Source organism: Providencia sp. 21OH12SH02B-Prov, from assembly GCF_027362595.1.
In the GTDB taxonomy this organism is placed as follows: Bacteria; Pseudomonadota; Gammaproteobacteria; order Enterobacterales; family Enterobacteriaceae; genus Providencia; species Providencia zhejiangensis.
The window spans coordinates 443,657-470,651 of record NZ_CP114796.1; the positions used below are offsets into that span (position 1 = coordinate 443,657).

25 protein-coding genes and 4 pseudogenes are annotated in these 26,995 nt (G+C 41.7%); 12 read left to right on the forward strand and 17 right to left on the reverse strand.

The window, feature by feature from the left end:
• The first annotated feature begins 2 nt into the window (after positions 1-2).
• The 6 genes and pseudogenes from O7C57_RS02120 to O7C57_RS02145 form a co-directional block, all read left to right on the forward strand.
• Positions 3-1,148 carry an ABC transporter permease gene (locus O7C57_RS02120; protein WP_154622837.1) on the forward strand — a complete coding sequence of 382 codons (1,146 nt, stop codon included), beginning with the start codon at positions 3-5 and terminating at the stop codon, positions 1,146-1,148.
• A complete protein-coding gene (locus O7C57_RS02125) occupies positions 1,148-2,308 on the forward strand; it encodes an ABC transporter permease (RefSeq protein ID WP_154622836.1) in 1,161 nt (386 codons plus the stop codon). Before O7C57_RS02120 ends, O7C57_RS02125 begins: the two co-directional genes overlap by 1 nt.
• A gap of 267 nt (positions 2,309-2,575) precedes the next feature.
• Positions 2,576-2,983: a DUF350 domain-containing protein gene (locus O7C57_RS02130; RefSeq protein WP_196713708.1), complete on the forward strand. Its 408-nt coding sequence runs from the start codon at positions 2,576-2,578 to the stop codon at positions 2,981-2,983.
• Between the two features lie 16 nt (positions 2,984-2,999).
• Complete coding sequence (locus O7C57_RS02135; protein ID WP_196713707.1) at positions 3,000-3,716, forward strand: DUF1190 domain-containing protein; 717 nt, start codon at positions 3,000-3,002, stop codon at positions 3,714-3,716.
• A gap of 2 nt (positions 3,717-3,718) precedes the next feature.
• The gene (locus O7C57_RS02140; RefSeq protein WP_163863188.1) at positions 3,719-4,912 is read left to right on the forward strand and encodes a glutathionylspermidine synthase family protein; all 1,194 of its coding nucleotides are present in this window, start codon (positions 3,719-3,721) and stop codon (positions 4,910-4,912) included.
• A 158-nt stretch (positions 4,913-5,070) separates the two neighbouring features.
• A pseudogene (locus O7C57_RS02145) lies at positions 5,071-5,238 on the forward strand (PAAR domain-containing protein); the annotation flags it as partial.
• Between the two features lie 256 nt (positions 5,239-5,494).
• Here O7C57_RS02145 and O7C57_RS02150 read toward each other — a convergent pair.
• Positions 5,495-6,370 (reverse strand): U32 family peptidase, encoded by an 876-nt coding sequence (locus tag O7C57_RS02150; RefSeq protein ID WP_154622831.1) that lies wholly within the window; start codon positions 6,368-6,370, stop codon positions 5,495-5,497.
• A 13-nt stretch (positions 6,371-6,383) separates the two neighbouring features.
• Positions 6,384-7,379: a ubiquinone anaerobic biosynthesis protein UbiU gene (gene ubiU / locus O7C57_RS02155; protein WP_154622830.1), complete on the reverse strand. Its 996-nt coding sequence runs from the start codon at positions 7,377-7,379 to the stop codon at positions 6,384-6,386.
• A gap of 419 nt (positions 7,380-7,798) precedes the next feature.
• Here ubiU and ubiT point away from each other — a divergent pair, with 419 nt between their 5' ends.
• Both ubiT and O7C57_RS02165 read left to right on the forward strand, forming a co-directional pair.
• Entirely contained in the window at positions 7,799-8,323 is a 525-nt protein-coding gene (gene ubiT, locus O7C57_RS02160; RefSeq protein WP_163863186.1) for a ubiquinone anaerobic biosynthesis accessory factor UbiT, read from the forward strand.
• On the forward strand, positions 8,317-8,820 hold the full coding sequence (locus O7C57_RS02165; protein WP_154622829.1) for a GNAT family N-acetyltransferase: 504 nt from the start codon (positions 8,317-8,319) through the stop codon (positions 8,818-8,820). Before ubiT ends, O7C57_RS02165 begins: the two co-directional genes overlap by 7 nt.
• Here the strand turns inward: O7C57_RS02165 and O7C57_RS02170 are convergent.
• A complete protein-coding gene (locus O7C57_RS02170) occupies positions 8,802-9,104 on the reverse strand; it encodes a GIY-YIG nuclease family protein (RefSeq protein ID WP_154622828.1) in 303 nt (100 codons plus the stop codon). The genes O7C57_RS02165 and O7C57_RS02170 overlap by 19 nt on opposite strands.
• Positions 9,105-9,401: 297 nt before the next feature.
• Here O7C57_RS02170 and O7C57_RS02175 point away from each other — a divergent pair, with 297 nt between their 5' ends.
• Both O7C57_RS02175 and O7C57_RS02180 read left to right on the forward strand, forming a co-directional pair.
• A complete protein-coding gene (locus tag O7C57_RS02175; RefSeq protein ID WP_154624840.1) occupies positions 9,402-9,653 on the forward strand; it encodes a DUF1471 domain-containing protein in 252 nt (83 codons plus the stop codon).
• A 114-nt stretch (positions 9,654-9,767) separates the two neighbouring features.
• Positions 9,768-10,205 (forward strand): YhbP family protein, encoded by a 438-nt coding sequence (locus tag O7C57_RS02180; protein WP_196713706.1) that lies wholly within the window; start codon positions 9,768-9,770, stop codon positions 10,203-10,205.
• Here O7C57_RS02180 and nrdG read toward each other — a convergent pair.
• The 7 genes and pseudogenes from nrdG to O7C57_RS02215 form a co-directional block, all read right to left on the reverse strand.
• A complete protein-coding gene (nrdG, locus tag O7C57_RS02185; protein ID WP_163863182.1) occupies positions 10,202-10,666 on the reverse strand; it encodes an anaerobic ribonucleoside-triphosphate reductase-activating protein in 465 nt (154 codons plus the stop codon). The two genes, O7C57_RS02180 and nrdG, sit on opposite strands and share 4 nt — an antisense overlap.
• Positions 10,667-10,670: 4 nt before the next feature.
• Complete coding sequence (gene nrdD, locus O7C57_RS02190; RefSeq protein ID WP_269723543.1) at positions 10,671-12,809, reverse strand: anaerobic ribonucleoside-triphosphate reductase; 2,139 nt, start codon at positions 12,807-12,809, stop codon at positions 10,671-10,673.
• Between the two features lie 656 nt (positions 12,810-13,465).
• Entirely contained in the window at positions 13,466-13,912 is a 447-nt protein-coding gene (locus O7C57_RS02195) for a GNAT family N-acetyltransferase (protein ID WP_154624843.1), read from the reverse strand.
• A gap of 336 nt (positions 13,913-14,248) precedes the next feature.
• Positions 14,249-14,635 (reverse strand): 2-iminobutanoate/2-iminopropanoate deaminase, encoded by a 387-nt coding sequence (gene ridA, locus O7C57_RS02200; RefSeq protein WP_004915899.1) that lies wholly within the window; start codon positions 14,633-14,635, stop codon positions 14,249-14,251.
• Between the two features lie 98 nt (positions 14,636-14,733).
• Positions 14,734-15,198 (reverse strand): aspartate carbamoyltransferase regulatory subunit, encoded by a 465-nt coding sequence (gene pyrI / locus O7C57_RS02205; protein WP_154624844.1) that lies wholly within the window; start codon positions 15,196-15,198, stop codon positions 14,734-14,736.
• A gap of 13 nt (positions 15,199-15,211) precedes the next feature.
• A complete protein-coding gene (gene pyrB / locus O7C57_RS02210; protein WP_154624845.1) occupies positions 15,212-16,147 on the reverse strand; it encodes an aspartate carbamoyltransferase in 936 nt (311 codons plus the stop codon).
• Between the two features lie 313 nt (positions 16,148-16,460).
• Positions 16,461-16,649 (reverse strand): annotated as a pseudogene (locus O7C57_RS02215) (phosphonate ABC transporter permease); the annotation flags it as partial.
• A gap of 38 nt (positions 16,650-16,687) precedes the next feature.
• On the opposite strand from O7C57_RS02215, the pseudogene O7C57_RS02220 reads away from it, so the two are divergent.
• Positions 16,688-16,894: pseudogene (locus O7C57_RS02220) on the forward strand (HAD-IA family hydrolase); the annotation flags it as partial.
• A gap of 144 nt (positions 16,895-17,038) precedes the next feature.
• On the opposite strand, the gene argF reads toward O7C57_RS02220, so the two are convergent.
• Positions 17,039-18,064 (reverse strand): ornithine carbamoyltransferase, encoded by a 1,026-nt coding sequence (argF, locus tag O7C57_RS02225; RefSeq protein WP_269723544.1) that lies wholly within the window; start codon positions 18,062-18,064, stop codon positions 17,039-17,041.
• Positions 18,065-18,227: 163 nt separating this feature from the next.
• Here argF and rraB point away from each other — a divergent pair, with 163 nt between their 5' ends.
• Positions 18,228-18,638: a ribonuclease E inhibitor RraB gene (gene rraB / locus O7C57_RS02230; protein WP_195848196.1), complete on the forward strand. Its 411-nt coding sequence runs from the start codon at positions 18,228-18,230 to the stop codon at positions 18,636-18,638.
• A 192-nt stretch (positions 18,639-18,830) separates the two neighbouring features.
• Here the strand turns inward: rraB and O7C57_RS02235 are convergent, their stop codons facing one another.
• From O7C57_RS02235 to O7C57_RS02260, 6 genes and pseudogenes are all read right to left on the reverse strand, one after another.
• A complete protein-coding gene (locus tag O7C57_RS02235) occupies positions 18,831-19,028 on the reverse strand; it encodes a heavy-metal-associated domain-containing protein (protein ID WP_154624848.1) in 198 nt (65 codons plus the stop codon).
• 58 nt (positions 19,029-19,086) lie between these two features.
• On the reverse strand, positions 19,087-19,551 hold the full coding sequence (gene cueR, locus O7C57_RS02240; RefSeq protein WP_196713705.1) for a Cu(I)-responsive transcriptional regulator: 465 nt from the start codon (positions 19,549-19,551) through the stop codon (positions 19,087-19,089).
• 44 nt (positions 19,552-19,595) lie between these two features.
• The gene (locus O7C57_RS02245; protein ID WP_163863173.1) at positions 19,596-19,865 is read right to left on the reverse strand and encodes a glutaredoxin family protein; all 270 of its coding nucleotides are present in this window, start codon (positions 19,863-19,865) and stop codon (positions 19,596-19,598) included.
• Between the two features lie 58 nt (positions 19,866-19,923).
• Positions 19,924-22,422 carry a heavy metal translocating P-type ATPase gene (locus tag O7C57_RS02250; RefSeq protein ID WP_249999427.1) on the reverse strand — a complete coding sequence of 833 codons (2,499 nt, stop codon included), beginning with the start codon at positions 22,420-22,422 and terminating at the stop codon, positions 19,924-19,926.
• Between the two features lie 201 nt (positions 22,423-22,623).
• Positions 22,624-25,763: pseudogene (locus O7C57_RS02255) on the reverse strand (efflux RND transporter permease subunit).
• A complete protein-coding gene (locus O7C57_RS02260) occupies positions 25,763-26,992 on the reverse strand; it encodes an efflux RND transporter periplasmic adaptor subunit (protein WP_269723545.1) in 1,230 nt (409 codons plus the stop codon). Before O7C57_RS02260 ends, O7C57_RS02255 begins: the two are co-directional and overlap by 1 nt.
• Positions 26,993-26,995 lie beyond the last annotated feature (3 nt).

Consider the following 26,995-nt stretch of genomic DNA (forward strand, 5'->3'; position numbering starts at 1 on the left):
TTATGAGATTAAAATTCGCTTGGCATGGTTTTGAACATGCATTCAGTCGAGAAACACAAGCCGCTATCCGCAGCCCTGTTTTTCACTGGTTAAGTTGGCTGTTTCCGTTAATGTTATTTACGTTAATAAGCGCTAACTTCTCAGAAGGAACACTGATGGATCTGCCGGTATCCGTCGTTGATAATGACCGAAGCCCAGCGTCTAGGCAGATTATTCGGGATCTGAATGCAGGCCCCCATGCAGATGTAAAAGCGATTGATAACAACCTTAACAGCTCAATAAAACGCTTAGCTAGTGCGCAAGATTATGCGCTTTTATATATTCCTACCAATTTTGAAGCGGATGTATTACGGGGGCGCCAACCTGAAATACGCATGTACTACAATGCGTTGTTTTATGCGTCGGGAAGTTATGCGATCCAAGATTTCAGTGGACTGGTGGCTGAGCTGAATGCCAAGTACCGTACTCAACTGGCGAGTTCAATGGGAAAAGCCTTACCCCCATTAGCACAAGTGACTCTTTCTTACGACAGTTTATTTAACCCCAGCGGCAGCTATATCTATTACCAGCAGTTCGCAGCAACTATTCATATGCTGCAATTGTTCGTGGTGACGTGTACGATTTATACTTTATCGCGTAGCTCAATATTACAGAGTGTGAAGCCATTTGGTATGGCCGTGCTCGGAAAAATGGCCCCTTATACATTATTTTTTACCACATTATTAGTGGTTGAACTTGCGGCATTGGTGAGTATCTTTGACGCTAAGGTGGTGGGAAATCCCCTCTATATGATAATGGTTGGCTTCTTCTATGTGATAGCGGCACAAAGTATTGGGCTATTGCTATTTAGTTTCACGTCTAGTGCAATTATGGCTTATAGCCTTATTGGGATGCTAGTGAGTATTGCATTAGCCTTCTCGGGAATGGCAGTACCTGAATTATCCATGATTTTGCCCGCACAAATTATTTCGAATATTGAGCCATTAACCCACACACTCAACGCGATGTTTGATATTTTCTTACGTGAAATTTCATTTAAACGTATTGTCGAAGTCTGTTTGTTCTTACTGATTTATCCCATCGTAACGGCATTTTTGATCCGTAAACGCTTGCCGAAAAGAATTGCGGCACAAGGAGGGGAGCTCTAATGCAGATGTATTTTGCAACCTTCCGTAAAGTACTGATTGGCATGTTAGATAAGCCAATGTGGTTATTATTGATCGTCTCGTTGTGTGTGATGAGTTTAGTTTATGCGAAGCCGGTGTTATGGGATTTACCTGTTGCAGTGATCGACCAAGATCATAGTGTGGCAAGTCGAGCACTTATCCGTGACTTAGATGCTGCTCCGAAAGTGAAACTGCACAGTTATGATAGTTTAGATCAAGCTCGCAAGGATATGATCGGTCGGCAACTGTTCGCTATCATTATCATTCCAACCGATTTTGAAAAGTTTTTATTGAATGGTAAAACTATTACGATCCCTGTTTATGGTGACGCGACCAACCGTTTGGCGAGCGGCCAGATCCAACAAGAATTAGTCAGTGCTTATCAAACATTATTAAATAGCTATAACACACAATTATTAATTAATTCTGGTTATAGCAAAGAGCAAGCTAAAGTCATTATTACTCCAATCCGTAGCTTAACGGAGCCTTTGTATAATCCAGGTGTCAGCTTTGCCGCCATTGTGTTTCCCGGTTTGCTCGTCATGTTGTTACAGCATTCACTGCTTATTGCCTGTGTTCGCGTGAGTATTGCTATTCGTGGCACGCCAAAAGGTAAACCGCCATTAGCAGTATATTTAGGGGCATTATCTGCATTGATCCCAATTTGGTTATTTTTATCCACCGTCTTTTTTGCTTTGTGGCCATGGATCCTAGGTTATCGCCAAGAAGCACCACTGTATCAATTATGGATGCTGACTTTTCCTTTCTTATTGGCAGTAATTGGGTTAGGTAAGTTAGTGACTGAATGTTTACGTAGTGTTGAGATGATTTATTTAACCTTAGCGTTTATTACCACACCGGTTTTCTATATGTCAGGAACGATATGGCCATTGCAAGCAATGCCTGAGTGGGTACGCATGATCGCGTCAGCATTACCATCAACATGGGCAACCAGTGCCATGGCGGGGATCAACCAAATGGGTCTACCGTTTAGTGGCGTATTGATGGATATTGTGATGATGCTGGTTCTTGGGGTCATTTATACTGTGATTGGTGTGTTTATTGGTATGCTACGTGACGGTGAATTACGTCATATTTCCCATATTATGCATCGTTGGCGGAAGCAGCGTCATGATTCATAATGTTGTTTAAGATGTCTCATGAATAGAAGGCCTGATAAAGATTGAAAGTCATTGCGATGTTGAGATAAATAACCGGCCTTCATTCTAATATGACGGTGAGTTTTTAAGTCATTATTAGATAATCCCAATTATGAATAAATAGTTTTACGCATTATAAGATATTAATAGCCTGAACTTTAAAATTAAGTTAATTTAATTCTTTATAAATGCTTTATTTTAAAAAAAGCTTAAGTTACATTTATTCCTTTTTTAAAGGAATAAATCTCTATGGACTTTTCGACTATCCTTTCTGCGTTACTTTCGTTTATGAGTTATTTTGCGATAGGTACTGTCATGGTGCTTGTGTTTCTTTTTATTTATACACGGATATCGCGTCATAATGAGTGGGTATTAATCAAACAGAATAATACCGCTGCTGGGCTTGCATTTATTGGTGCTATGCTAGGTTATATCACTCCACTATCGAGTGCTATCTCTCACTCTATTAGTCTTCTCGACTGTATTATTTGGGGCGTTATTGCATTATTTGTTCAATTACTTGTTCTCGGCGCAACCAAAATATATATGCCAAAGATCAGCGAGAAAATAGAACAGAATAATATTTCTGCTGGGCTATTTTTAGGAGGTACATCACTTGGGTTTGGTATTTTGAATGCCGTTAGTATGAGCTATTAACAAATAAAGATGTTCTATGAGTAAGAAAAATAAAATAAAGAAACATAAAAGTCATCAACCCCATGCTAACGCTCAATTAAAACGAATTGGTACCGTAAAAAAAGAAGTACGTAAAGGCCCTAGCATACTGACGCTAGCCATTATGGGAGGGGCTGTTATTTTTGGTATACGTAGTTGTAGCAAAGAATCTCCAACCTCTACGGTGACGATCTTTAAAAATAGCGATGATTGTGTATTAGCGGGGTATAGCCGATCTTTTTGTACGCAAAAACAAGAAGAAGCTCAGCAACAATTAATTCAGCACATGGCTTACTATAATCAACTAAATAGCTGTGAATCTATTTATGGGCAAGGCAATTGCACATTAATAAATCGCAAATTGACTCTGTATGAAAATTTGGAGTGCTTATCCCAAAACCATGACAATGAGTATTGTGATGCCCAAGAGCGTGAGGCTTATGCGCCTACACTAGCAGGCTTTTCGGTTGATAATTATCCCAGTGAAGTGAGTCGTTCTTCAACGTCTGCGCATTCAGGATTGCATTATTACTCAAGGGCTAGACCATTTTATCGTTCTAAAAGTGAACCGAATGTTTATTATGAGCCTGGTTCATCGGATAAATGGGTTTCCGATGGTTCAAATAAGTTGAAACCCGCTAAATACAGTAATAACTCGACTAAAACGACTTCACGAGGCGGCTTCGGACATAAATCCAGTCGTAAAGGTGGCTGAGTATGTTGCGAATACCATTAAAGCCGCGTGAGAATTTAGATAAAATAGCTCAAGATTATGGTTTTGATTTTCATATTATTGATGATGAAATTTATTGGGATGAATCACACGCCTATTGTTTTACCTTAGAGCAAATTGAAAATGGTATTGAAGATCCCACCGAAGAATTACATCAGATGTGTTTAGAGGTTGTTGATCTTGCTATTAACGATGAGGCTATCTTAGAAGAACTTGCAATCCCTGAATTATATTGGGATGCGATTGCAAATAGTTGGCGAAAGAATAAAGCGTCATTATATGGAAGAATGGATTTCTCATGGAATGGATATCAGACAGCAAAATTACTTGAATATAATGCAGATACTCCGACATCACTCTACGAATCCGCATTCTTTCAATGGCAGTGGCTGTCTGATATGACAGCAAGAGGTTTAATTCCAGCTAATGCCGACCAGTTTAATTCGATTCAGGAAAAACTGATTCAGCGTTTTTTATTATGGCGTAACGAGCACCCTTTTTATTTTTGCTGTTGCGAAGACTCGATAGAAGATCGCGGAACTGTTTTATATTTGGAAGACTGTGCTCGCCAAGCGGGATTACAAACGCAATTTATTTACATGGAAGATATCGGGTTAGGCCTCGGTGGGGTTTTTACGGATTTACAAGATCAGATTATTCATCAAGGTTTTAAATTATACCCCTATGAGTGGATGTTCCAAGATGATTATGGCCCGATATTGCGTAGCCAACGGACCGAATGGTTGGAACCGTTATGGAAATCAATTTTAAGTAATAAAGGGCTATTACCTTTGTTATGGCGTTATTTCCCTAACCATCCTAATTTGTTACCTGCTTATTTTGCCGATGAGCAAATTAATATTGTTGGAAAACTTAAACAGGATATGGGGAGTCATTGGCAAGGTTTTACAACCAAACCGTTATTCTCACGCGAAGGTGCGAATGTTTCATTATTCATGAATAGCGAACAAGAGATTATTACAGAAGAATTTGGTGAATATGCTCATGAACCCCGTATTTATCAGGCCAGTGCATTATTGCCTAAATTTGGTTCCGATTATACCTTAATAGGAAGCTGGGTGATTGGTGATGAACCTGCTGGCATTGCTATCCGAGAAGATGGTTCGTTAATAACCAAAGACACATCTCGATTTATTCCTCATTATATTATGAATTAATGCAGCTTATTTGTGAAAGGGACCTATGAACCGCGAATTGATCTCATTTCTCGCATGGTGATAGTGATCAAGCGCGAACTCTATCTCCCCATAAAAGAGTCATACTCAATCATTTCATCGTTCATGAATTTCTATAAAATACATCAATTCAAACTTAAGGAGTCGCCCATACAGGCGACTTGGTTGATGGCCCATCGGGTAAAAAAATAGGCACTATTGCCGAGGGCGACAGTTTAATGAAAATTAACGGGATCGCCGTAACACTGGAAGGCCACAAAGTGGCTTGTGGTGGCTTCAATGGTTGTGTACATGTCACGTTGGGATAAGTGATGACTTGCTGATATCACCGCATATCACTGAAACTACTACCCCGTCATATTGCTAATCGCAGCAGTATTGGCGATGCACATTTGCGTTAGCCATATCATTTTCTATCACTCCAAGTGATTCGTTGACTTGCCGCCGAGATACGCTGCGAATTATTTGGGAGACTATCTGTACGAGTACGAATAAAGGCAGCCGATATCCCATCGACATAAAAAAGCAATCAGAGTGTTTCGCTCATGGATGTATGGCTAACCTCTAATCAACCATCTCTAAACCTGCAACTTGTCGCCAATAGCCATTACAACTCCTGTCTGTAATCGTTAGTGGTGCTAGGCCTGTTTGGTTGGCTTTAAATTGTGACAGTATTTTTAGAGAATCATGACTTTCAGGAGAAATACGTACAATATCCACTAAATCCATCATGGATAGCTGTTCATTGCCTAAGTTGTAGCAATAGCCACTTTGTGTCTGCAATCCATTGAGCGTGAAAACCTGTTGCTGTTCTTGAGAAAAAACTTTTCGGCCTTGTGGATAGTTGATACAGCAAGTTTCACACTCATCTTTTGCACGATTTTCTGAGCGCGCGGTAAAGCAGCGGGCCGAATAGGCGAGAGGTAGGTGTCCATAACTCATCACTTCAACTTCGAATTTGTCACGTATTCCTAGCTCGTCACATTGATTGAGTAAATTGACTAGCCAATCACGAGACAATTCGACAGGCATACACCAGCGTTGCATACCTTGTCGGAGTAGGATATTAAGCGTTTGAGCGTTATAACAATTCAAACCATGACCGGCGACAAAAGGCAGGTTGCGCTCAATTAACATATTAATCACCCCAAAGTCGTGTGCTTCCACGAGGAATTCGCCATTATCGACTAATTTACTGATCTCTTTAAGTTCAGAAGGGGCTTGTAATAGTGCGAGGGTACTTAAAATAATCTGTTTTCCGCTAGCAGACAGTGCCTTAGCCAAATCAATCCAGTCAGCTGGTTTCATTTCACGACGCTTACTACAGACGGTCTCACCGAGATAAATAATATCAGCTTCACTTTGCATAGCCTGCTGATAAAACGCTTCAAGTTGCTGTTTTGGCCAGTAATAAAGAACTGATCCTAATGCATATTTCATGACGTATTCCTTATTATTGCCATTTACGATGGTAAGCGCCAAGGGTTGTTTGGCTACCTTCAGACAGTTCTCCCAAAACTTTCAACCATTGTGGGTCCGCAATAAATTGTTTTGGATTTGCATTGTATTTGTCGATGGCTTTGCGCCAGATACGAGTGACGTCGGTCACATAGGCTGGGCTGCGTTGGCGACCTTCAATTTTGACCGATGCAATATTTGCGGCCATCAAATCTGGCAGTAGTTCTATGGTGTTAAGGCTGGTAGGCTCCTCCAGTACATGGTATTGATGGTCATCAACCAAATAGCGTCCTTTGCATAGTGTCGGATAACCAGCATTTTCATTGCCTTGATAGCGGTCGATCAGGACTTCATTTAAACGTGATTCCATGCCTTGTGGCGTTTGCTGCCAACGAACAAATCGTGCAGGCGAGCAAGCACCAACCGTATTGGGGGATTCGCCGGTGAGATAAGATGAGAGATAACAGCGTCCTTCTGCCATGATGCATAGGCTACCAAAAGCAAAGACTTCTAAGGGAACAGGGCTAGTTTTGGCGAGTTGCTTGACTTGATGGATAGAGAGTACGCGCGGCAATACGATACGATGAACATCAAAATTACGTGCATAAAAGCGAATCGCTTCGGTATTTGTCGCTGAAGCTTGCACAGACACATGTCGCTCAATATGTGGATACTTATTCGCGGCATATTCAAGCATGGCTAAATCAGCAAGAATTAATGCATCTGCGCCCAAAGATGCTGCAAGGTCGACAGAGTCTCTCCAGCGTTGAAAACCATCGGGATGAGCAAAGGTATTAATTGCAATATGCAGTTTGCGCTTGTGATTATGTATATAGCGTTCTGCTTCACGTAATTTTTTTTCAGTAAAATTCAGGCCTGCAAAATGGCGTGCGTTGGTATCATTTTTCAAGCCGATATAAACCGCATCGGCACCATTATCGACAGCCGCTTTGAGAGCTGGTAGGTTGCCCGCAGGGCAGAGTAATTCCATGGTGTCTATTCCAGTGTAAAATTTCGACAACTTAGCATTCTAGTCAACTCGGTCGAGACAGATTTTGATTTAAGGCAGTGAATTGGTTGTTTACCTGTTGAATTTGCATCGTTATTTTGATGTTAACACTCCAATATCAAAAAACTGATGCGTTTTAGTTAGGTGGATTTACTGGCAAATAGGCGAGTAGACAGAGTATTCATGATATTTCTGGCAGAATAAAAAATAAATACTGGCGAGAAGAGCAAACCTTGATATAGGATCAAATGAGTGCTTATTTTCTTTGGCATTATATGAATATTCTATTATTGAGTATGTCGATATATATGTCTGTTATCACACTGATTTGCTAGCCATAAGCCATAGCGGGTGCTGTGTTGTATTTAATAGGCAGTCAATTGATATAGGGAGTCAGAGCTGTGTTAGGAAAAATTCGTTCTCAACTTATCTTAAAAGGGCCTTCACTACTGAAGTTTCCTTTAAAAGTGACCCCATTTGCTGTGCAGCGTCAGGTGCTTGAGCAGCTACTTAGCTGGCAATTCCGTGAATCGGTCAAAGAAGGTGAGCTGGATTTCCTTGAGGGTAAATGGCTAAGAGTTGAAGTCAGTGACCTTAACTTAGTCTGGTTTATTAGCTTACAAAATGGTGTGTTAGTCGCGAGTGCTCAGGAACAAGCCGATGTTAGCGTAAGCGGTAAAGCGAATGACCTGATCCTTATCGCGGCTCGTAAAGAGGATCCCGATACGTTGTTTTTCCAACGCCGCTTAGTGATTGAAGGCGATACAGAATTAGGCTTGTACGTGAAAAACCTGATGGATGCTTTTGAATTAGAGAATATGCCAACACCATTGCGTTTTACATTGTTACAGCTGGCGGATTTTATCAAAACCGCTCAACAAGACGAGGACACTGAGCATAAAAACTCGGTGGCATCCCCATGTTAATTCGAGTTGAAATACCGGTTGATGCAATAGGCATCGATAAATTATTGCGTGAGACATTCCCCACGCAAGCTGAAGCAGAATTAGTGCATAAACTACGTGAAGACGGTTTATTAACATTAGGTGTTGTTGCAACCAATGATGACGGCGAAGTGATTGGTTATGTAGGTTTTACGCCTGTAGATGTCAATAATGAAGATGTGCAATGGGTTGGCCTTGCGCCTATTGCTGTCAGTCAACAATATCAAAACCAAGGTATTGGTAGCCAATTGATTTACGAAGGTCTCGATAGCTTAAATGAGTTTGGTTACGGTGCTGTGGTGGTGGTAGGGGATAGCAACTATTATCGTCGTTTTGGTTTTGAACCCGCATCACAGCACAATATTGTAAGCCAATGGCCTGAGTTACAAGACCATTTTATGATCTGTGGATTAGAAAATGGCACCTTAAGTGATCATACAGGGCGCGTGACTTATTCTGCTCATTTTGATGCACTGTGATTCACTAAGTAATTTATAATATTGTCTGGCTGATCAAGGATCAGCCTTTCTTTTGCCTTTTTACTGAGTTTTTTGACCTGAAATTCCAATTTTGATGCTGCTGAGCGATCCCCCACTAAACAATGAAAAACAAGAGTCAGTGGCATTTTTCCTTTCAATGCTTTTGCACCTTTTCCTTCTTGATGCTGAGTAAAACGGCGTTGAATGTCTGTTGTAATCCCACAATACAATCTGTTATTTTTCTCTCTTATTAGGTAAATATACCAATTTTTCTGTGTGGTCATTAGATCCTAGCGCCTTATTTTTGCCTTTCTGTGCTGAAATTTAAGGGGAAATAATTTGGGTATAAACTAAAAATCTCGCTGATCAGTGGAAATATAACTTATTAAATTATATATAAAAAATGACACATTAAAGTCATAAATTTGTAACCTAAAGATTGGTTTTGATTCAAATTTTTTGAATAATAACAGCAAAATTAGCTAATTTTCATTACGATTTAAAGTGCATAATATGATCCATATCACAGGGGGACGATAAAACTTCCTGATAATAATTGAATATACAATGAGGAACACATTATGAAAAAATCAACACTAGTCGCTGCAACTTTGGCTTTAAGTGCTATTTCATTTGGCTCAATGGCTGCTGAAGAAGTTCAACACTCTAGCCAACCCGCTGCTGGTTATGTTTCTGTAACAGGTGCTGTTAGCGTTAATGACCTAACTGAAAAGTTGGCCAAAAAAGCTGAAGAAGCTGGTGCAAGTTCATTCCGTGTTATTTCCGCAGGCGGTGAAAACTCAATGAATGGTGTTGCTGCAATCTATAAATAATTTATAGTACCTAGCAAATACAATACCAAACGTTCAGAACAGCTTAAGCACGCTCAGCGATAGACAAACGATATTCAAAGAGCGTGTTCTGAACGGACAATGTGAGTTTTTGCGATGAATGACCAACAGGCATTACAACATATCCAACGTTATCTTTCCCGCCAGCACGTTTTTTCTCTCTTTACGTATCATGAGCATGATATCTGGCCAGCCACTTGTTACTATGCATTTGATGCTAACCAGATGAGTTTATTTTTTATGACCGATCCCGATTCGCGTCATGGTCAACTTATGCGAGCCAATCCTCGTATTGCAGGCACAGTTTCCGCACAAACAAAAGTTGTCAGCCAAATCCAAGGGATCCAATTTATTGGCGATGTGATAGCCTTGGATGAAACGTTATTACCGCAAGCTCGCCAATTTTACTGTCGCCGCTTTCCTGTGGCGTTGACCGCAAAACTCCCTGTATGGCGCTTAGATTTACAGGAAGTCAAAATGGTCAATAATAAATTAGGTTTTGGTCGCAAACTGCATTGGTCACGAGAACGTTAACGTAAAGTGTGAATAACTTGATTACTGCTTCCTCGCCAAAGTAGAGCGGGATCATACAACTCTTGAACAAATTTCCCATCGACCAGTACGTTAATCAGACTAACCACTTTCTGTTGCTCTGGTGTCAATTCTGCAAGCTGATAACCTGTCCATAGCCAAATATCTTTATCAGGGCAAACTGTTTTGACACGATGAACTAATTGAAAAATAGCCGCGAGGTTAGCAGGGTGCAAGGGATCTCCGCCGGAGAGAGACAACCCCTGCCGACGGATTCGTGTATCCTGTAAATCCTGTATGATCCGATCTTCCATTGCTTGGGTAAATGGGATGCCAGAATCGAGACGCCATGTACTTTGGTTGTAGCATCCACGACATTGATGCACACAGCCTGAGACAAACAGTGTACATCGGGTTCCAGGGCCATTGACGACATCAACAGGGTAATATTGATGATAATGCATAGTCTTAACCTAGCTGCCCATTGCCTAAATGTTTGATGCGTCGTTTGACTTCTTCTTGTTTACCCGCGTTAAATGGGCGAGCATCAGGGCTTCCTAGGTAACCACAGACACGGCGGATGACTGAAACGCGGTTGGTGTCGTGATTACCACAACGTGGGCAAACAAAACCCTTGCTAGTGCAGCTAAATTCCCCCGTAAAGCCACACTCATAACATTCATCAATTGGTGTGTTTGTTCCATAATAAGGAACATGTTCATAGCTATAATCCCAAACGTCTTCAAGGGCTTTCAGGTTGTGTTGTAAGTTAGGATATTCTCCATAACAGATGAAACCACCATTGGCGAGTGAAGGGTAAGGTTGTTCAAAGTCGATTTTGTCGTAAGGGTTAACACGTTTTTCAACATCAAGATGAAAACTATTAGTGTAGTAACCTTTGTCTGTCACATGGGGAATCACACCAAATTCAGCGGTATCAAGGCGGCAAAAACGGTCACACAGGTTTTCACTTGGTGTGCTATACAAGCTAAAGCCATAACCAGTCTCCGTCTTCCATTCGTCTGTTGCTTGGCGTAATCGACTAACAATAGCGATGGCCTTTTCTCTTAATTGGGCATTGTCATAAACATGTTCTTGAGCGCCGAAGAGCGCATTGATGGTTTCATGCAGTCCAATATAACCTAATGAAATGGAGGCTCGGCCATTTTTAAATATCTCGGCAACACTATCATCGGCTTTGAGTCTCACACCACACGCGCCTTCCATATACAGAATCGGTGCAACACGTGCTTTCACATTTTCTAGGCGCGCAATACGTGTCATGAGTGCTTTTTTGGCGATGAACAAACGCTCTTCTAGTAATTGCCAGAAGGCATCTTCATTACCTTGAGCTTCAATCGCAATGCGCGGTAAGTTAAGGCTGATTACACCTAAATTATTGCGACCATCATGAATTTGTTGCCCATTTTCTTCATAAATGCCTAAGAAGCTACGGCAGCCCATTGGGGTTTTAAAGGAACCAGTGACATTAACGACTTGGTCATAGTTCAGAATGTCTGGATACATACGTTTACTGGCGCATTCCAAAGCTAACTGTTTGATATCATAGTTAGGATCCCCAAATTGGTGGTTTAATCCTTTTTTAATCGCAAACACCAGTTTAGGGAACACCGCGGTTTTACGGTTTTTACCTAAGCCAGCAATACGGTTTTTTAAAATAGATTGCTGGATCAAACGTGCTTCTGTTGAGGTACCAAGGCCAAAGCCAAAGGTGACGAAAGGCGTTTGTCCATTTGCGGTATGTAATGTATTAACCTCATATTCAAGGGATTGGAATGCGTCATAGCATTCTTTTTCTGTTTGGCATTCAGCATAGCGCTGAGCATCACTGATCCCCCAAGCTTCTGCTGTTTTAAGGTGTTTTTCATAGCTGATATGTACATAGGGTGCCAGTATTTCGTCAATACGATTGATAGTCGTACCGCCATAAATGTGGCTAGCTACTTGAGCAATAATTTGTGCAGTCACGGCAGTTGCTGTTGAAATAGACTTTGGTGGCTCAATTTCTGCATTGCCCATTTTAAACCCATTGGTTAGCATACCTTCAAGGTCGATAAGCATACAGTTAAACATAGGGAAAAAGGGCGCGTAATCCAGATCATGATAGTGGATTTCGCCTCGTTCATGAGCAATGACAACATCTCGAGGCAAAATATACTGTTTAGCATAGTGTTTTGCCACAATACCAGCGAGTAAATCACGTTGAGTAGGGATCACTTTACTGTCTTTGTTGGCATTTTCGTTTAACAGTGAAACATTGCTTTGCTCAATAAGGCCTCGGATATCATGGGTGAGCTGGCTACGTTTTTCACGTGCACTATCTCTATCATGACGATATTCAATGTAAGCGCGCGCTAGGTTTTTATAAGGGCCGGACATGAGCTGATTTTCTACGGCATCTTGGATCTCGCGAATGTCTACTTTTTCACGATGGCCGAGTTGCTCTGTGACAGCAGTTGCAACGTGAAGACAGTAGTCATTATCTTGAATATTCACAGCCGTAGATGCACGCTTTATGGCCTCTTGAATTCTTTGGGCGTCAAAATTGACTTGGCAACCGTCTCGTTTAATCACAACCGTTTTCACTGAAATGCTCCTTATTGAGTTATCCACAATATCAAACCGTCAGATAATGCCGCAGTAGCAGGAGTGGCTGTCTTGTGGATAAAACTGTGAATAAATACTATATGTAGTATGTGTTGATGCAATTAAAGCACAATATATAGGTTATTGCTCTTTTTTAGCTACACTAAACTTGATCCACAACAAGGAAAAAAATAAATTGTATGAATATCAAAAGCCGAGATAACAAAAATAAAAACCTATTATGAAATTGATCGTGGCAGCAAACGATGGCCTGTGTGAGCGCCGGTAAAATACGAAACAGTCAAATCACATCATAGCGATCTGTCAGTGCATAAATCATATGAGAAATCCAAAATAGCAACTTGATTGCTAATAAAATGGTTTTCCGATTAAAACCGCCTAGTAATAAGGTAATGAAAGGGCCGGAAATCGCGATAACCACGACATAAATACTGACAAAAAAACCAACTTGCGGGGCAGTTATATGACGTTAAGTGGATTAATTGAGGTAATAAACCGAACACGGCCACTTCAGTCGTAATAGCACCAAATACGGCCAAAGAAAGGATATTAAGAGTAGAGAAAAAGTTGATCATGGTGGATTTATCTAACAAAAAAAGGCCACTTATGTGGCCTTTATATTGAGTTATAGCGAATTAGTTAAGCAAATCAAATTTTGCTAAGTATTCACCCCAGTCTGCGACACCTTGAAATTCAAAGCCGACACTTTGGTAAAAATGATGCGCACCAAGGTTATCAATATGATAGCCAATCATAATGGCTGGAATTTTCTCTTGATTTGATGACTTTATTTCATCAATCAATACCTGCATCGCTTGCCGACCATAGCCGAGACGTTGGTGCTTCTCGTCTATCATAAAGCGATAAATCCAATAATTGCCATCATCGGGGTCAATACCATACATGACTAACCCCACTAATGTATCTTGATGCTGAATACCTTTAACGATAAACCGAGGTAAAAATTGAACTTCCGCAATTGAATATAAGTTGGAAGCAATAAATTGTGCTTGTTCTTCTGAAACTTGTAAATCAGCACAATCTTCCCAGTTATCTTGATTCAACCCAACGAGTGTTACCATTAACTTCTCCTGTTTAGAGAAGCAAACCTTCTCTAAATTATGAATGAATAGAATATGTTTTGAATGTATTTAGATTATTTTTACGCATGGTAACCCCCTTAGTTCGGATGAGTGATAGGGCCTAATTGGCGACTAAAAATGCGGCTCAAATATGCCGGAATGGCAATAAAATAACAAGATGTTTTGAAAAATATATTGTTGGCAGGAAAGTGAATAAAAAAATAGTCCGTATAGCGAGTTAGCGCATGATTATTTGGATAAGTTCGGGAAAGTGAAAGGTGATAACACAAAGCAGAAAAAACGCCATTTTTCCCGCTTTGTGTTATCTGTTATTAATTACTTACGCACAGCGATCGCTTCGATCTCGATTTTTACATCTTTCGGTAAACGGGCAACTTCAACACAAGAGCGCGCAGGGAAAGGGGCATTATGTTGTTTGAAGAACTCTTCGTAAGTTGCATTCACGGTTGCGAAATCGTTTAAATCTTTCACAAAGACCGTGGTTTTCACGATATTGGCAGCGCTAAGACCCGCTTTTTCTAAGATAGCAGCAACATTCGCCAGTGATTGGCGAGTTTGTGCAGCGATATCTTCAGGAACTTCCCCCGTTTTTGGATCAACAGGGATCTGACCTGAAGTGATAACCATACTGCCTAGGTCAACACCTTGTACATAAGGGCCGATTGCTGCTGGTGCATTTTCTGTACTGATTTCGTATGACATAATGACTCCATTTAAGCAGATAAAATTAGCGTGATAGATGAAACATAGTATAAAGCTTTGCTATTCACATACAAAGTCGCAGTCTACGTTTATCTTGTTTACTGATTATTGATCACGGCGTCTCTATCGAACTCTTTTTCACAGAATTTACAGGTTAATGCAACTTCTTTGCCGACTTTTTTCACTCTAAAGCTGCTGGAGACTGGCTCATTATGGCTAATGCAGTTACTGTTTGGACAAATCAGCACATTGTCGATATGTTCCGGTAATCTTAGCTCCAGCTTTTCTACGACTTGGTAGTCCTCAATACGATTGACGGTTGCTTCTGGCGCATACATCGCTAATTGGTTGGCTTGTTCTGGCGTTAAAAAAGTATTTTCAATTTTGATTAAATCTTTTTTACCTAAATTATTCGAAGGCAAATTTAAACCGATAGTAATTCGTTCATCAGTTAATGTCAGTTTAAACAGGCTCAGCAATTTGAAACCAATTTGAGCAGGAATGTGGTCGATGACAGTGCCGCAGCTTATCGCTTCAACTTGTAATTTATGGTCGTGTGTCATGATGGGTTTCTCCTCAGATGGCCAATTCTTTATTTAAAACCAGTGACAGTAAGGCTTGTCTTGCATATATGCCATTGCCTGCTTGTTGGAAGTAGTAAGCATAAGGTGTTTTATCAACATCGACACTGATTTCATCAATGCGCGGTAATGGATGTAATACTTTCAAGTTAGGTTTCGCAACATGCAGATCTGCTGCTCGCAGTACAAATTGTGCTTTAACATTGGCATATTCTGAAGGGTCTAAACGCTCTTTTTGTACTCGAGTCATGTAGAGAATATCGAGTTCAGGCAAGACTTCATCAATATTGTTATGCAGGCTGTATGTAGAACCTTTCTCTTCAAGTAGGTGAAGAATATGCACAGGCATCGATAGGGCTTCCGGAGCGATGAAGTAAAAATGATTGCCCTCGAACTTAGACAGCGCTTGCGTGAGAGAATGCACGGTTCTACCATATTTTAAGTCACCGACCATGGCCACTTGCAAGTTTTCAAGGCGGCCTTGTGTTTCTTGAATAGTAAATAAATCCAATAGCGTTTGTGTTGGATGCTGATTTGAACCATCACCCGCATTGATAACGGGAATATTGCCTGAAAATTGGCTAGCTAAACGTGCGGCACCTTCTTGTGGATGACGCATCACAATGGCATCCACATATTGGCTAATGACCGAAATAGTATCGGCGAGCGTTTCACCTTTTTTACCTAACGAAGTGTTCGAACTGTCAGAAAATCCGACAACAGATGCCCCTAAGCGATGAATGGCTGTTTCAAAGGATAAACGCGTACGGGTCGATGCCTCGAAGAAACAACTGGCGATAACTTTATGTTTTAGAAATTCAGGTTGTGGTTGTTGTTTTAAAGAAGCGGCAACCTTGAGCACGAGCTCAAGATCGGCGCGATCTAAATCATTAATTGAAATTATATCGCGATGGTATAAAGGGTTCGGCATCGTTGTTCTCCTGTGTCAGCAAGACGTGTTAGGTGATAGGCCAAAAAAAAGCCCCTCAATGAGGGGCTTTTCTTGAAATACGGAGGGGAAAAACAGGCTGTCCAGACCGCCAGAAGGCAGTGCAATGGAGGTGTTCTTTGAAACAAATAGAGCAACAGCGTTCATGGTTTCTCCCGGCAAATTGTGGCGCATTATACGCGTGTCTCCTCTCGACGCAAGCGTTTGCATACAGAAAAATAAATTTTTTTACTGGTATGCTGATATTCCTTTTTTGTTATTTTGTATAAAAATAATAAAATCAGAGAGCTATTCATTATTGGCTAAGTCGCTTAGCGAGCCTCTCTAATTTGACCATTAACAAAAGCGTCACGCTGACTAACACAATGGTGAGTGCGGCACCATCGGCAATATTTCCTCTATCCGTTAAACTGAAAATTGACACAGGCAGTGTTGCCCAACCAGGGGGATACAGCATCATGGTTGCACCTAGCTCCCCTAAGCTGAATGCTACATTTTCAATATCAGGTGAAATACGGGCTTGTTGGCCTCGCTTTATCAGGGAATGAGTTTGGTAAAACATGGGATGAATATCAACGCATGTCAGCCGATGACGTTGCGCATTTGCGTCAGCAAGCCGCCAATAAGTTATTTGCCGCAGGTGCGCACTATGTTATTGATACATTAGCTGATCTACCTGACCTCATAGAGAAGATAAATGTGCGACTGGCTAATGGCGAAAGACCCTAAGTGGCCGTATCGCTTATAGGTTGAGTTCGAATCTGTACAATATTGTGGCGCCTATTATCTCGATGTCTATTAGTTAGTAGGCACCACAGCTTCAAATACAGATTCGAATACAGCTTCAAATAAGTGCCGACCTAATCTATACAATTAAATGATACCACTCGGTAATTCAGGTGCTAATGTTGCAACCATTACCGCTTTTATTGTATGCAAGCGGTTTTCCGCTTCATCGAACACAATACTGTATGGAGATTCAAAAACCTCTTCAGTGACTTCCAGTCCACCCCACAGATTAAACTCTTGGGCAAGTTGAGCGCCGAGCGTTGTGTCTTCGTTATGAAATGCGGGTAAACAATGTAGGAATTTAACATCAGGGTTACCGGTTAACTGAATCGTATTCATATTCACTTGATACGGTTTAAGCAAATGAATCCGTTCGGCCCAAACCGCTTTTGCTTCCCCCATTGACACCCAAACATCGGTATACAGGAAATCAGCATCTTTAACACCTTCTGCAACATTTTCAGTGAGCGTGATTTTCCCTCCTGTTTTCAACGCTGCTTTTTGACAAATTTCAACGAGTTCTGCTTCTGGCCAACAACTTTTTGGTGCGACTAAACGAACATCCATGCCTGTGAGCGCCGCAGCCTCTAACATGGAATTTCCCATGTTGTTACGAGCATCGCCTAAATAAGCAAATTTGATCTCTGAAAGAGGTTTGTTTGGTTGATGTTCTTGGATGGTCAGTAGGTCGGCCAATAACTGTGTGGGATGGAATTCATTTGTTAATCCATTCCATACAGGCACTCCCGAATGCGCAGCTAAAGTTTCAACCGTTGATTGACTAAAACCCCGATATTGGATCCCATCATACATCCGTCCTAAAACCCTTGCGGTATCTTTCATGGTTTCTTTGTGACCAATTTGGCTACCTGAAGGGCCTAAGTAAGTGACTCTTGCACCTTGGTCAAAAGCACCGACTTCAAAGGCGCAGCGTGTACGAGTAGAATCTTTTTCAAAAATAAGGGCGATGTTTTTGCCTGTGAGCAGTGGGGTTTCGAGTCCGGCTTTCTTTTGTGCTTTTAACCAAGCTGATAGTTTTAATAATGAATGAATTTCGTTGGGTGTAAAATCAAGTAACCTAAGAAAATGCTTTTTATAGAAGGGGTTCATAAAATGCAGCCTTTTGTGATTGAATTAATATTCAATTTATATCCATAAAAATTCAAAATCAACCCCTGTAAGAAAAGAAATTATTCATTCAGGTATGGTGTCACTGGCAGCCCTATGGGAGAATGGCCCAGAGACTAGCGATAATGAAAAAAGAGGTGTGGATATGGTGGATAAAGCTGAATTAGAGGCTCAATACGAAGAAACTCGTCTAATTATAGAAGAATTACTGGAAGATGGCAGTGATCCTGATGCATTGTATGCAATTGAACACCATTTCTCTGCTGATAATTTTGAATTATTAGAAAAAGCAGCCGTAGAAGCTTTTAAATTAGGTTATGAAGTCACTGATGCGGAAGAGTTGGAAGTTGAAAACGGTGTGACGCTGATGTGCTGTGATGTGATTAGTGAGAGTGCATTAAACGCAGAGCTGATAGATGCTCAAGTTGAACAACTGATGAAATTGGCTGAAAAACTCGGAATCAACTATGACGGCTGGGGAACTTATTTCGAAGATCCTGATGCTGAATATGATGATGAAGAAGGTGATGACGACGAAGGTGATCGAATCCACTAATTCAATAAGCTAAGATTCAACTCTCTATGTGCCTGCTCTTGTAAAATCAACAAAAGCAGGCATTTTGCTATCAACAGTCACTAAAATCGTTAACGTAGTACGCGTGAAAGGCCATTAAAGAAGGTATCGTCGATAAATGTCTTAGAACGTCGACTACACATTTATTCGCCTGATATCTGTTCTTATCACTGATTATTCTGGATCTGCTGGATATCCCGCCGTACTGAGGGCTGTACGGAAAATACTTTCTTCCATATTGCTGGTGATCTGCACTTTTTTTGTTGAGGGATCGGCGTCCACTTGCGCATTGCCATCAATATCCAAAATGATTTTTGTGATTGATTTAGCGCAGCCGCCACATGCCATTTTCGGTATTGTAAGACTTATCATTTTTCTAACTCCTATGATTAACATTATGATAAATATAAAGCTTTACCCTATTGGAAGGTCAATCAGTTTTTACTGAATGCGCGGGAAAATTGCCAAACAGCCCCTTTTTGACCTCTTGGGTTTCAAGGTATTCATGTGAATTAACTAAATTTTCAATAATCGGGCAATCAGGATCATCATTACCATGGCAGTGTCGAGTGAGAGCTTCAAGCGTATTTGCGATACCTTGCAGCTCATGAATCTTTCTTTTTAATTCAGAAAGGTGTGTTAGTGCCATATTTTTAACATCGGCGCTAGCACGCTCTCTATTGCGCCATAGGCACAATAAAACTGAAATCTGCTCGGTTGAGAAACCTAGCGAACGCGCACGGCGAATAAGATTCAGGCTATTAACGTCCGATTGGTTGTAATAGCGATACCCTGCGGTTGTGCGCTTTGCTTTGGGGAGCAAGCCCGTCTGTTCGTAATAACGGATCATTTTTGCTGAGATACCAGAAAGTTTGGCTGCTTGACCAATATTCATTATTTTATCTCCTCAACAATCGGATACTTTAAGAAATAAAATAGCTAGTTCTTTGTTGTCGCTTGTTTAAGAATCGCCATAATGCTCGGTTTTTGCGATGAAAAAGTGCCATAAAAGATATGCTCACCAATGAGGGTAATCGGTGCGACGCGTACACCCGTTCGAGCTTTGGCTTCTGCCATTATTTGCGGGTCTGTCAGGTCGCGCTCTTCAAATGAGAGTTGTTCTTTCACCAACCACTCTTTGAGCAATTTGCAGTCAGGGCACGTTGGTGTGGTATAAATCAGAATTGGCGGTTGTGGTGTGAGCGTCATCGTGATCTCCTTTTTACGGATATAGCCAGACTTAATACAGTCTGGCTATTAAAATGATTTATTGAGTGGCGCTATCTTTCATTGGTGCTTGAAAGCGTTTTAGGCGTAAGGCATTACCCAATACGAAGACACTGGAAAGTGCCATTGCTGCCGCAGCCAGAATAGGTGAAAGCAGGGTACCGTTAATTGGATAGAGCAAGCCTGCTGCCACAGGGATCAATAGCGCATTGTAAGCAAAGGCCCAAAACAGGTTCTGTTTGATGTTGCGGATAGTTGCTTGGCTTAATGCAATTGCATCGACAACACCACGTAGATCCCCAGACATCAATACAACATCCGCAGCTTCAATAGCGACATCTGTTCCTGTACCGATTGCTAATCCAACATCGGCTTCGGCAAGTGCAGGTGCATCGTTAATTCCATCGCCAACAAACGCGACTTTATTGTGATTACGACGAAACTGTTTTAAAGCTGCAACCTTACCATCTGGCAAGACTTCCGCTGCCACTTCATCAATGCCAAGCTGTTTAGCGATAGCAGCGGCTGTCGCAGCATTATCACCGGTGATCATTGCTACTCTTAACCCTAAAGCGTGTAATGCATTGATAGCTTCTGGCGTTGTTTCTTTAATTGGGTCAGCAACGGCGATAATTGCTGCTAACCGTCCATCAATAGCCGCGTAGAGTGGACTTTTTCCTTGTTCACCTAGGCGTTGCGCAGATTGCTGGAAGTGACTCACATCCAATCCAAGCTGTTTCATAAAGCGATCGGCACCAACAGAGATGGCACGACCACTGACTTTTGCCGAGATACCAAATCCTGGAACGGCTTCAAACTCTTCTATAGCCGCCAGTGCAAGACCTTTGTCGTTTGCAGCAGTCACAATCGCTTCAGCTATCGGATGTTCAGAGCGCGTTTCGATGGCAGCAACTAAGGACAAAACCTCATCATATTCAAAGCCGTCAGCTGGGATCAGGTCAGTGAGTTCTGGACGACCTTTCGTTAATGTTCCGGTTTTATCAAGAGCGACGACTGTTACATCACGCAGCGCTTGTAAGGCTTCACCTTTGCGAAATAGAACACCTAATTCAGCAGCTCGTCCAGTACCGACCATAATTGAGGTTGGTGTTGCCAGCCCCATCGCACATGGACATGCGATAATTAAAACAGCAACAGCATTAATCAGTGCAAAGGTTAGTGCTGGATCTGGACCAAAAATAAGCCAAATGAAGAAGGTGATCACCGCGCCTGTCATCACCGCAGGAACAAACCACATCGTCACCTTATCAACTAATGCTTGAATTGGTAGTTTTGAGCCTTGTGCTTCTTCTACTAAACGAATGATCTGAGCTAATACGGTGTTCGAACCAATTTTAGTCACTCGGAAACTAAAGGCGCCTGTTTTATTGATGGTGCCCCCAACAACCTCAGAGCCTATTTCTTTGGATACAGGTACAGGTTCACCGGTGATCATGCTTTCATCAACATAAGAAGCCCCTTCAATGACTTCACCATCAACAGGGATTTTCTCGCCTGGGCGCACAAAAACGATATCATTTGTCATGACTTGATCCAGCGGGATCTCAATCATTTTCCCATCACGTTCTACACGGGCCGTTTTAGCTTGTAGCCCAACAAGACGTTTGATGGCTTGAGAGGTTTTGCCTTTTGCGCGGGCTTCTAATGTACGACCGAGCAGAATTAAGGTCACAATAACGACGGCCGCTTCAAAGTATACATTCGCCGTCCCGACAGGCAGCACCTGTGGTATAAAGGTGGCCACCACAGAATAGCCATAGGCAGCGGCTGTACCGACAGCGACAAGTGAGTTCATATCAGGCGCTGCACGTAATAGTGCCGGAACCCCTTTTTGGAAAAACCGTAAACCAGGGCCGAATAGTACAATGGTCGCGAAGACAAATTGGATATACCAATTGAGTTGTTGTCCAAGGTTCTCCGATACCCAATGATGAATACCTGGAATAAAGTGTGAACCCATTTCAATAATAAATACTGGCAATGTGAATATTGCAGCAGTAAATAATGCACGCCGTAGCGAGCGCTCTTCATTCTCACGACGTTCATTGGCTTGATCATTCGCATTAGTCGTTGTTTCTGACAGACGACGAGGTTTATAACCAGCTTGCACTATCGCGGCTTCGAGATCATCGATAGTGACAGCGCCGGAGAAATGGCGAATGCGGGCGCGTTCTGTTGCCAAGTTAACAGTCGCTTCAATAACGCCGGGGATTTGTGATAATGCTTTCTCAACGCGACCAACACAAGATGCACAGGTCATCTCTTCAATCGCTAATTCAGTTGTCTCTTCACGGACTTTATAACCTGAACTCTCTATTGCACGAACAGCCGCAGCCGGATCAGCTTGGCCTTTGAACGTGATGTCTGCACGCTCAGTCGCTAAATTCACGGTTGCCGTTTCAATATTCGTGACAGCGTTTAATGCTTTTTCAACACGACCAACACAGGATGCACAGGTCATGCCTTCTACTGGTAAACTCAGCCTATTAACGGAAGAGTGAGATATATTCGTTGTCATGGACTTACCCTCTTGGATTTCTTCATTACGTAAAGACTAACGTTTACCTTAAGGGGAAGGTCAAGCATTATTTTGAATTATTGTATAGATTGATAATGATTATTTGTACTCTATTGTTTTATAGATGTTTTTTTGTGTTGAAAAAGTGGTTCACTAAACTATCCCTGTTTAGTGAACCATTTATTAGCGATAAAGAGTTTGTTAGGCTGATTTTTTAGACGTTAGTTTTCGTATCGCCATATAAAATACAGGCGTTAATAGTAAACCGAAGAAAGTGACGCCTAACATGCCAAAGAAGACGGCGATCCCCACTGCTTGCCGCATTTCAGAACCTGCTCCAGTCGCTAAGACCAGTGGAATAACTCCTGCAATAAAGGCAAAGGATGTCATTAAAATAGGGCGTAATCGAAGGTGTGACGCTTCCAAGACGGCCGTTAGCGGATCTTTTTCTTGTTTCTCTTGGGCTATTGCGAACTCAACAATCAAAATAGCATTTTTCGCCGCAAGGCCTACCAGCACAATAAAGGCAATTTGCGTGAAAATATTATTATCACCACCCAGTAACCAGACTCCCGTCATAGCTGAAAGCAGTGCCATTGGGGCGATTAATAATACAGAGAACGGTAACGACCAGCTGTTGTATTGAGCAGCGAGTATTAAGAATGCAAATAGCACCGCTAATGGGAAAATATAGAGTGCAGAGTTACCCGCTAATTGTTCTTGGTAGGTTAAATCCGTCCATTCAAAATCCATTCCTTCTGGTAATGTTTCACGTAAGATTTTTTCCATTGCGTCAGTTGCTTGGCCAGAGGTATAACCTGGGGCTGCATTGCCAGTGATATCAACTGAAGGATAGCCATTATAGTGGATCACGCGATCTGGACCATTGGTACGCGTAATAGTGACTAATGCACTGAGTGGGATCATCTCTCCATGTTGGTTGCGAACGTTGATCAGTTCAATATCCTTTGGATCCATTCTAAATGGTGTATCCGCTTGAACAATAACCCGATAAGTGCGGCCAAAACGATTGAAATCATTGACGTAGAGAGAACCTAAATTGATTTGTAAGGCATCAAAGATATCGGTAAGTGTTACGCCTTGAGATTTCGCTTTTTCCCGATCAATATCCACATCGATTTGTGGAGAATTAGTTTGAAAACTTGCCATCATCCCTGTTAATTCAAGTGCTTGCATCGCTTTCATGAGAACTTGCTCTTGCACTTGTGCTAAAGCCTCAAAACCTAGATCCGCCCTATCTTCAATTTGCACCTTAAAGCCGCCCATTGAACCTAATCCCGGAACAGGGGGAGGTGGAAATATGCCTACAAATCCATCGGGTATTTGGCTGAATTTTTTCATCAAACGATCTGCAATGGCGTTCGCAGAGAGGGAGGGATCCGTGCGTTCATCAAAAGGTTTGAGCATAGCAAACATGAGGGCCGAGTTAGGTAAATTAACAGGTCCATTCACAGAGAGTCCTGGGAATGCGACTACGTTTTCAACGCCAGGCTCCATGAGAGCAAGACGTGACATCTCTTTGACGACCTCTTCGGTACGATCAAGAGAGGAACCCGGAGGTAATTGAGCAACCCCGATTAAATAGTATTTATCTTGTGCGGGAACAAAACCATTAGGAACCACTTTAAAACCTAATGCGGTTAGTCCAACAAACCCCAGATACAATACAAAAATAATCAGACTTCCTCGGATACAACGTCGGACTATCTGAACGTATTTGTTAGACAAGGTATTAAAGAAGACATTAAATTTTGCAAAAAGGCGGCTAAATATTACGTTGATAACGCGAGTCAGCCAGTCTGCTTTTACGTTTTTACCCTGTGGTTTGAGTAAAATTGCACTAAGGGCAGGGGATAACGTCAGTGAGTTAATCGCTGAAATAATGGTTGAAATGACGATGGTGAGTGAAAATTGACGATAAAACTCCCCTTGTAAACCAGATAAAAATGCGGTGGGGATAAAAACAGCGGCGAGAACTGAGGTAATAGCCAGTATCGGCCCCGTAACTTCATCCATTGCCTTAAATGCAGCTTCTTTTGGGGTTAAGCCATCCGAGATGTGCCTTTCAACGTTTTCAACCACGACAATTGCGTCATCGACAACGATTCCTATGGAAATAACTAAACCAAATAACGATAACGTATTGAGTGAAAAACCAAAGAGATACATAAAGGCAAATGTACCAATTAAAGATACTGGTACTGCCACCAATGGAATAATAGAGGCACGCCAGCTTTGTAAAAATAAAACCACAACCAGTACCACTAATACAGTTGCTTCAAGCAGCGTGATGGCAACAGACTTTAAAGATGCGCTCACAAATATGGTGGGATCATAGGCAATTTTGTAATCGATTCCGTCGATAAAGTTAGTTTGCAAACGGGCCATGGTTTCTCTGACGGATTCGGCGACTTCTAATGCATTCGCGCCCGGACTCATGACAATTTGTAGTCCGACGGCATTTTGCCCATTTAGTAAGCTACGAAGTGAATAATTATCAGCGCCTAGCTCCAATCTAGCGACATCTCTTAAATAAGTTGCCTGCCCATCTTTTCCGGAATGAATAATAATATTACCGAATTGCTCCTCAGTTGTGAGTCGACCAAGTGCATTTATACTGATTTGAAACGATGATGTTGAATTGGGTTGTTGTCCAATAGAACCTGTGGCGACTTGGACATTTTGTTCTTGGATAGCCGCAACAATATCATTTGCAGTTAATCCTAAGGCGGCTATTTTGGTTGGATCAATCCATGCTCGCATCGCATATTCACCTTCTCCCCACACTAACGCACTGGAAACACCGGGTAACCTTGCGATTTCATCACGTACATTCAGTAACGCATAGTTAGACACAAACAGAGGGTCGTAAACATTATTCGGCGAATACATATGAACAACCATTAACACATCAGGAGGCGTTTTTTCTGTGGTGACACCAATTTGCTGTACTTCTTGAGGTAAGCGAGGGATAACCCGTGATACTAAGTTTTGCACTTGGATCTGGGCGATATCAGGATCCACATCTTGCCTAAAAGAGATGGTGAGGACCATTTTTCCATCAGTTGACATCTGCGAACTCATATAGAGCATGCCTTCGACGCCATTGACCGCTTGCTCGATGGGAGAAGCCACCGTATCCGCAATCACTTTGGGTGTTGCCCGGGATAACTCGCAATAACTTGAACTGTCGGTGGCGTTACCGACGGATATTCGCTAAGCGGCAGTTTATAAAAACTTAATATCCCCGCTATTAATATAAATATTGATAGCACCATAGCGAAAATAGGGCGCTGTATAAAGAAATGGGGAAACTTCATTATTGTTTCTCCTCAACTTTATTGGCTGTGGTCTGTTTGTTATTTGTCGTTGATGGTGTTGTTTCTGCTGCTGGTGTGGATTGCATAGGTACAGGTGCGACTTCCATCCCCGGTCTGACCAAACCTTTAATAATAATTTTCTCACCCGCAACTAAACCGTGATTAATGACTCTGAGACCATCAACCATGGCACCTAATTCGACAGGGCGGTATTCTGCTTTATTATTTTTATCGAGAACTAAGACATAGTTTTGGCCTTGATTAGAACCTATGGCTTGGTCATCAATTAAAATAGAAGGACTTTTTTCTCCAATAGGCAGTTGTGCACGAATAAATGCACCGGGGATCAGCTTGCCATCTTTATTATCGATAACTGCTCTAACTTTCACCGTGCCGGTCGTTCGTTCGATTTGGTTGCCAATAAAATTAAGATTGCCAATATAGGGTGTACTCTTGTTATTTGGTAATGTTATGGTCACGGGAGGCAAGGATACGTCGGTATTTTTTATCGACGATGAATATAAATCTGTTAATTTATGGAAGGTAGCTTCATCAATATCAAAATAAGCATATATTGGATCAATAGACACAACCGTCGTTAAGCGCGTGGCTTCATTTGTTTCGCCACCAGTCACTAAATTGCCTTCCGTTATTAACGCTCTATCAACTCGACCTGCAATGGGCGAGTGAATTTTGGTATAGGATAAATTTAATTTAGCGGATGCTACAGCGGCTTTGGCTGATTTCACTTGTGCGTTATTTGCGGTGAGTATAGCAAGTGCGTCGTCATAATCTTTACGGGAAACCGCGCCTTTATTAATCAACCCTTTAAGGCGTTGGTAATTTCGATTGGCTTGCGCGGCTAAAGCCTCTGCTTGGCTTAATTTCCCCTCCGCTTCAAGTAGCGCTATTTGAAAAGGTTGGGGGTCGATTTGAAAGAGTAAATCTCCTTTTTTAACCCGTTGCCCTTCAGGTATGTCGACTGAATTAATACGTCCGCCAACGCGGGGGCGAACATCAACGGTTTTTGGGGAGGCGAGATAACCAGTAAATTCAGCAGAAGGGATAATGTGTCGTTGAATAACTTCCGCGACAGGAACTTTAGGCAGCATAGCAGAATTCGCGGCTGCTGATTTATTATCATTATTTGTCTCTTGTGCGATAGCTAGGTCGCTTATACTCATCGCTACAATAAATGCAGCATATATTCCGATTTTCATTTTTATCATAAA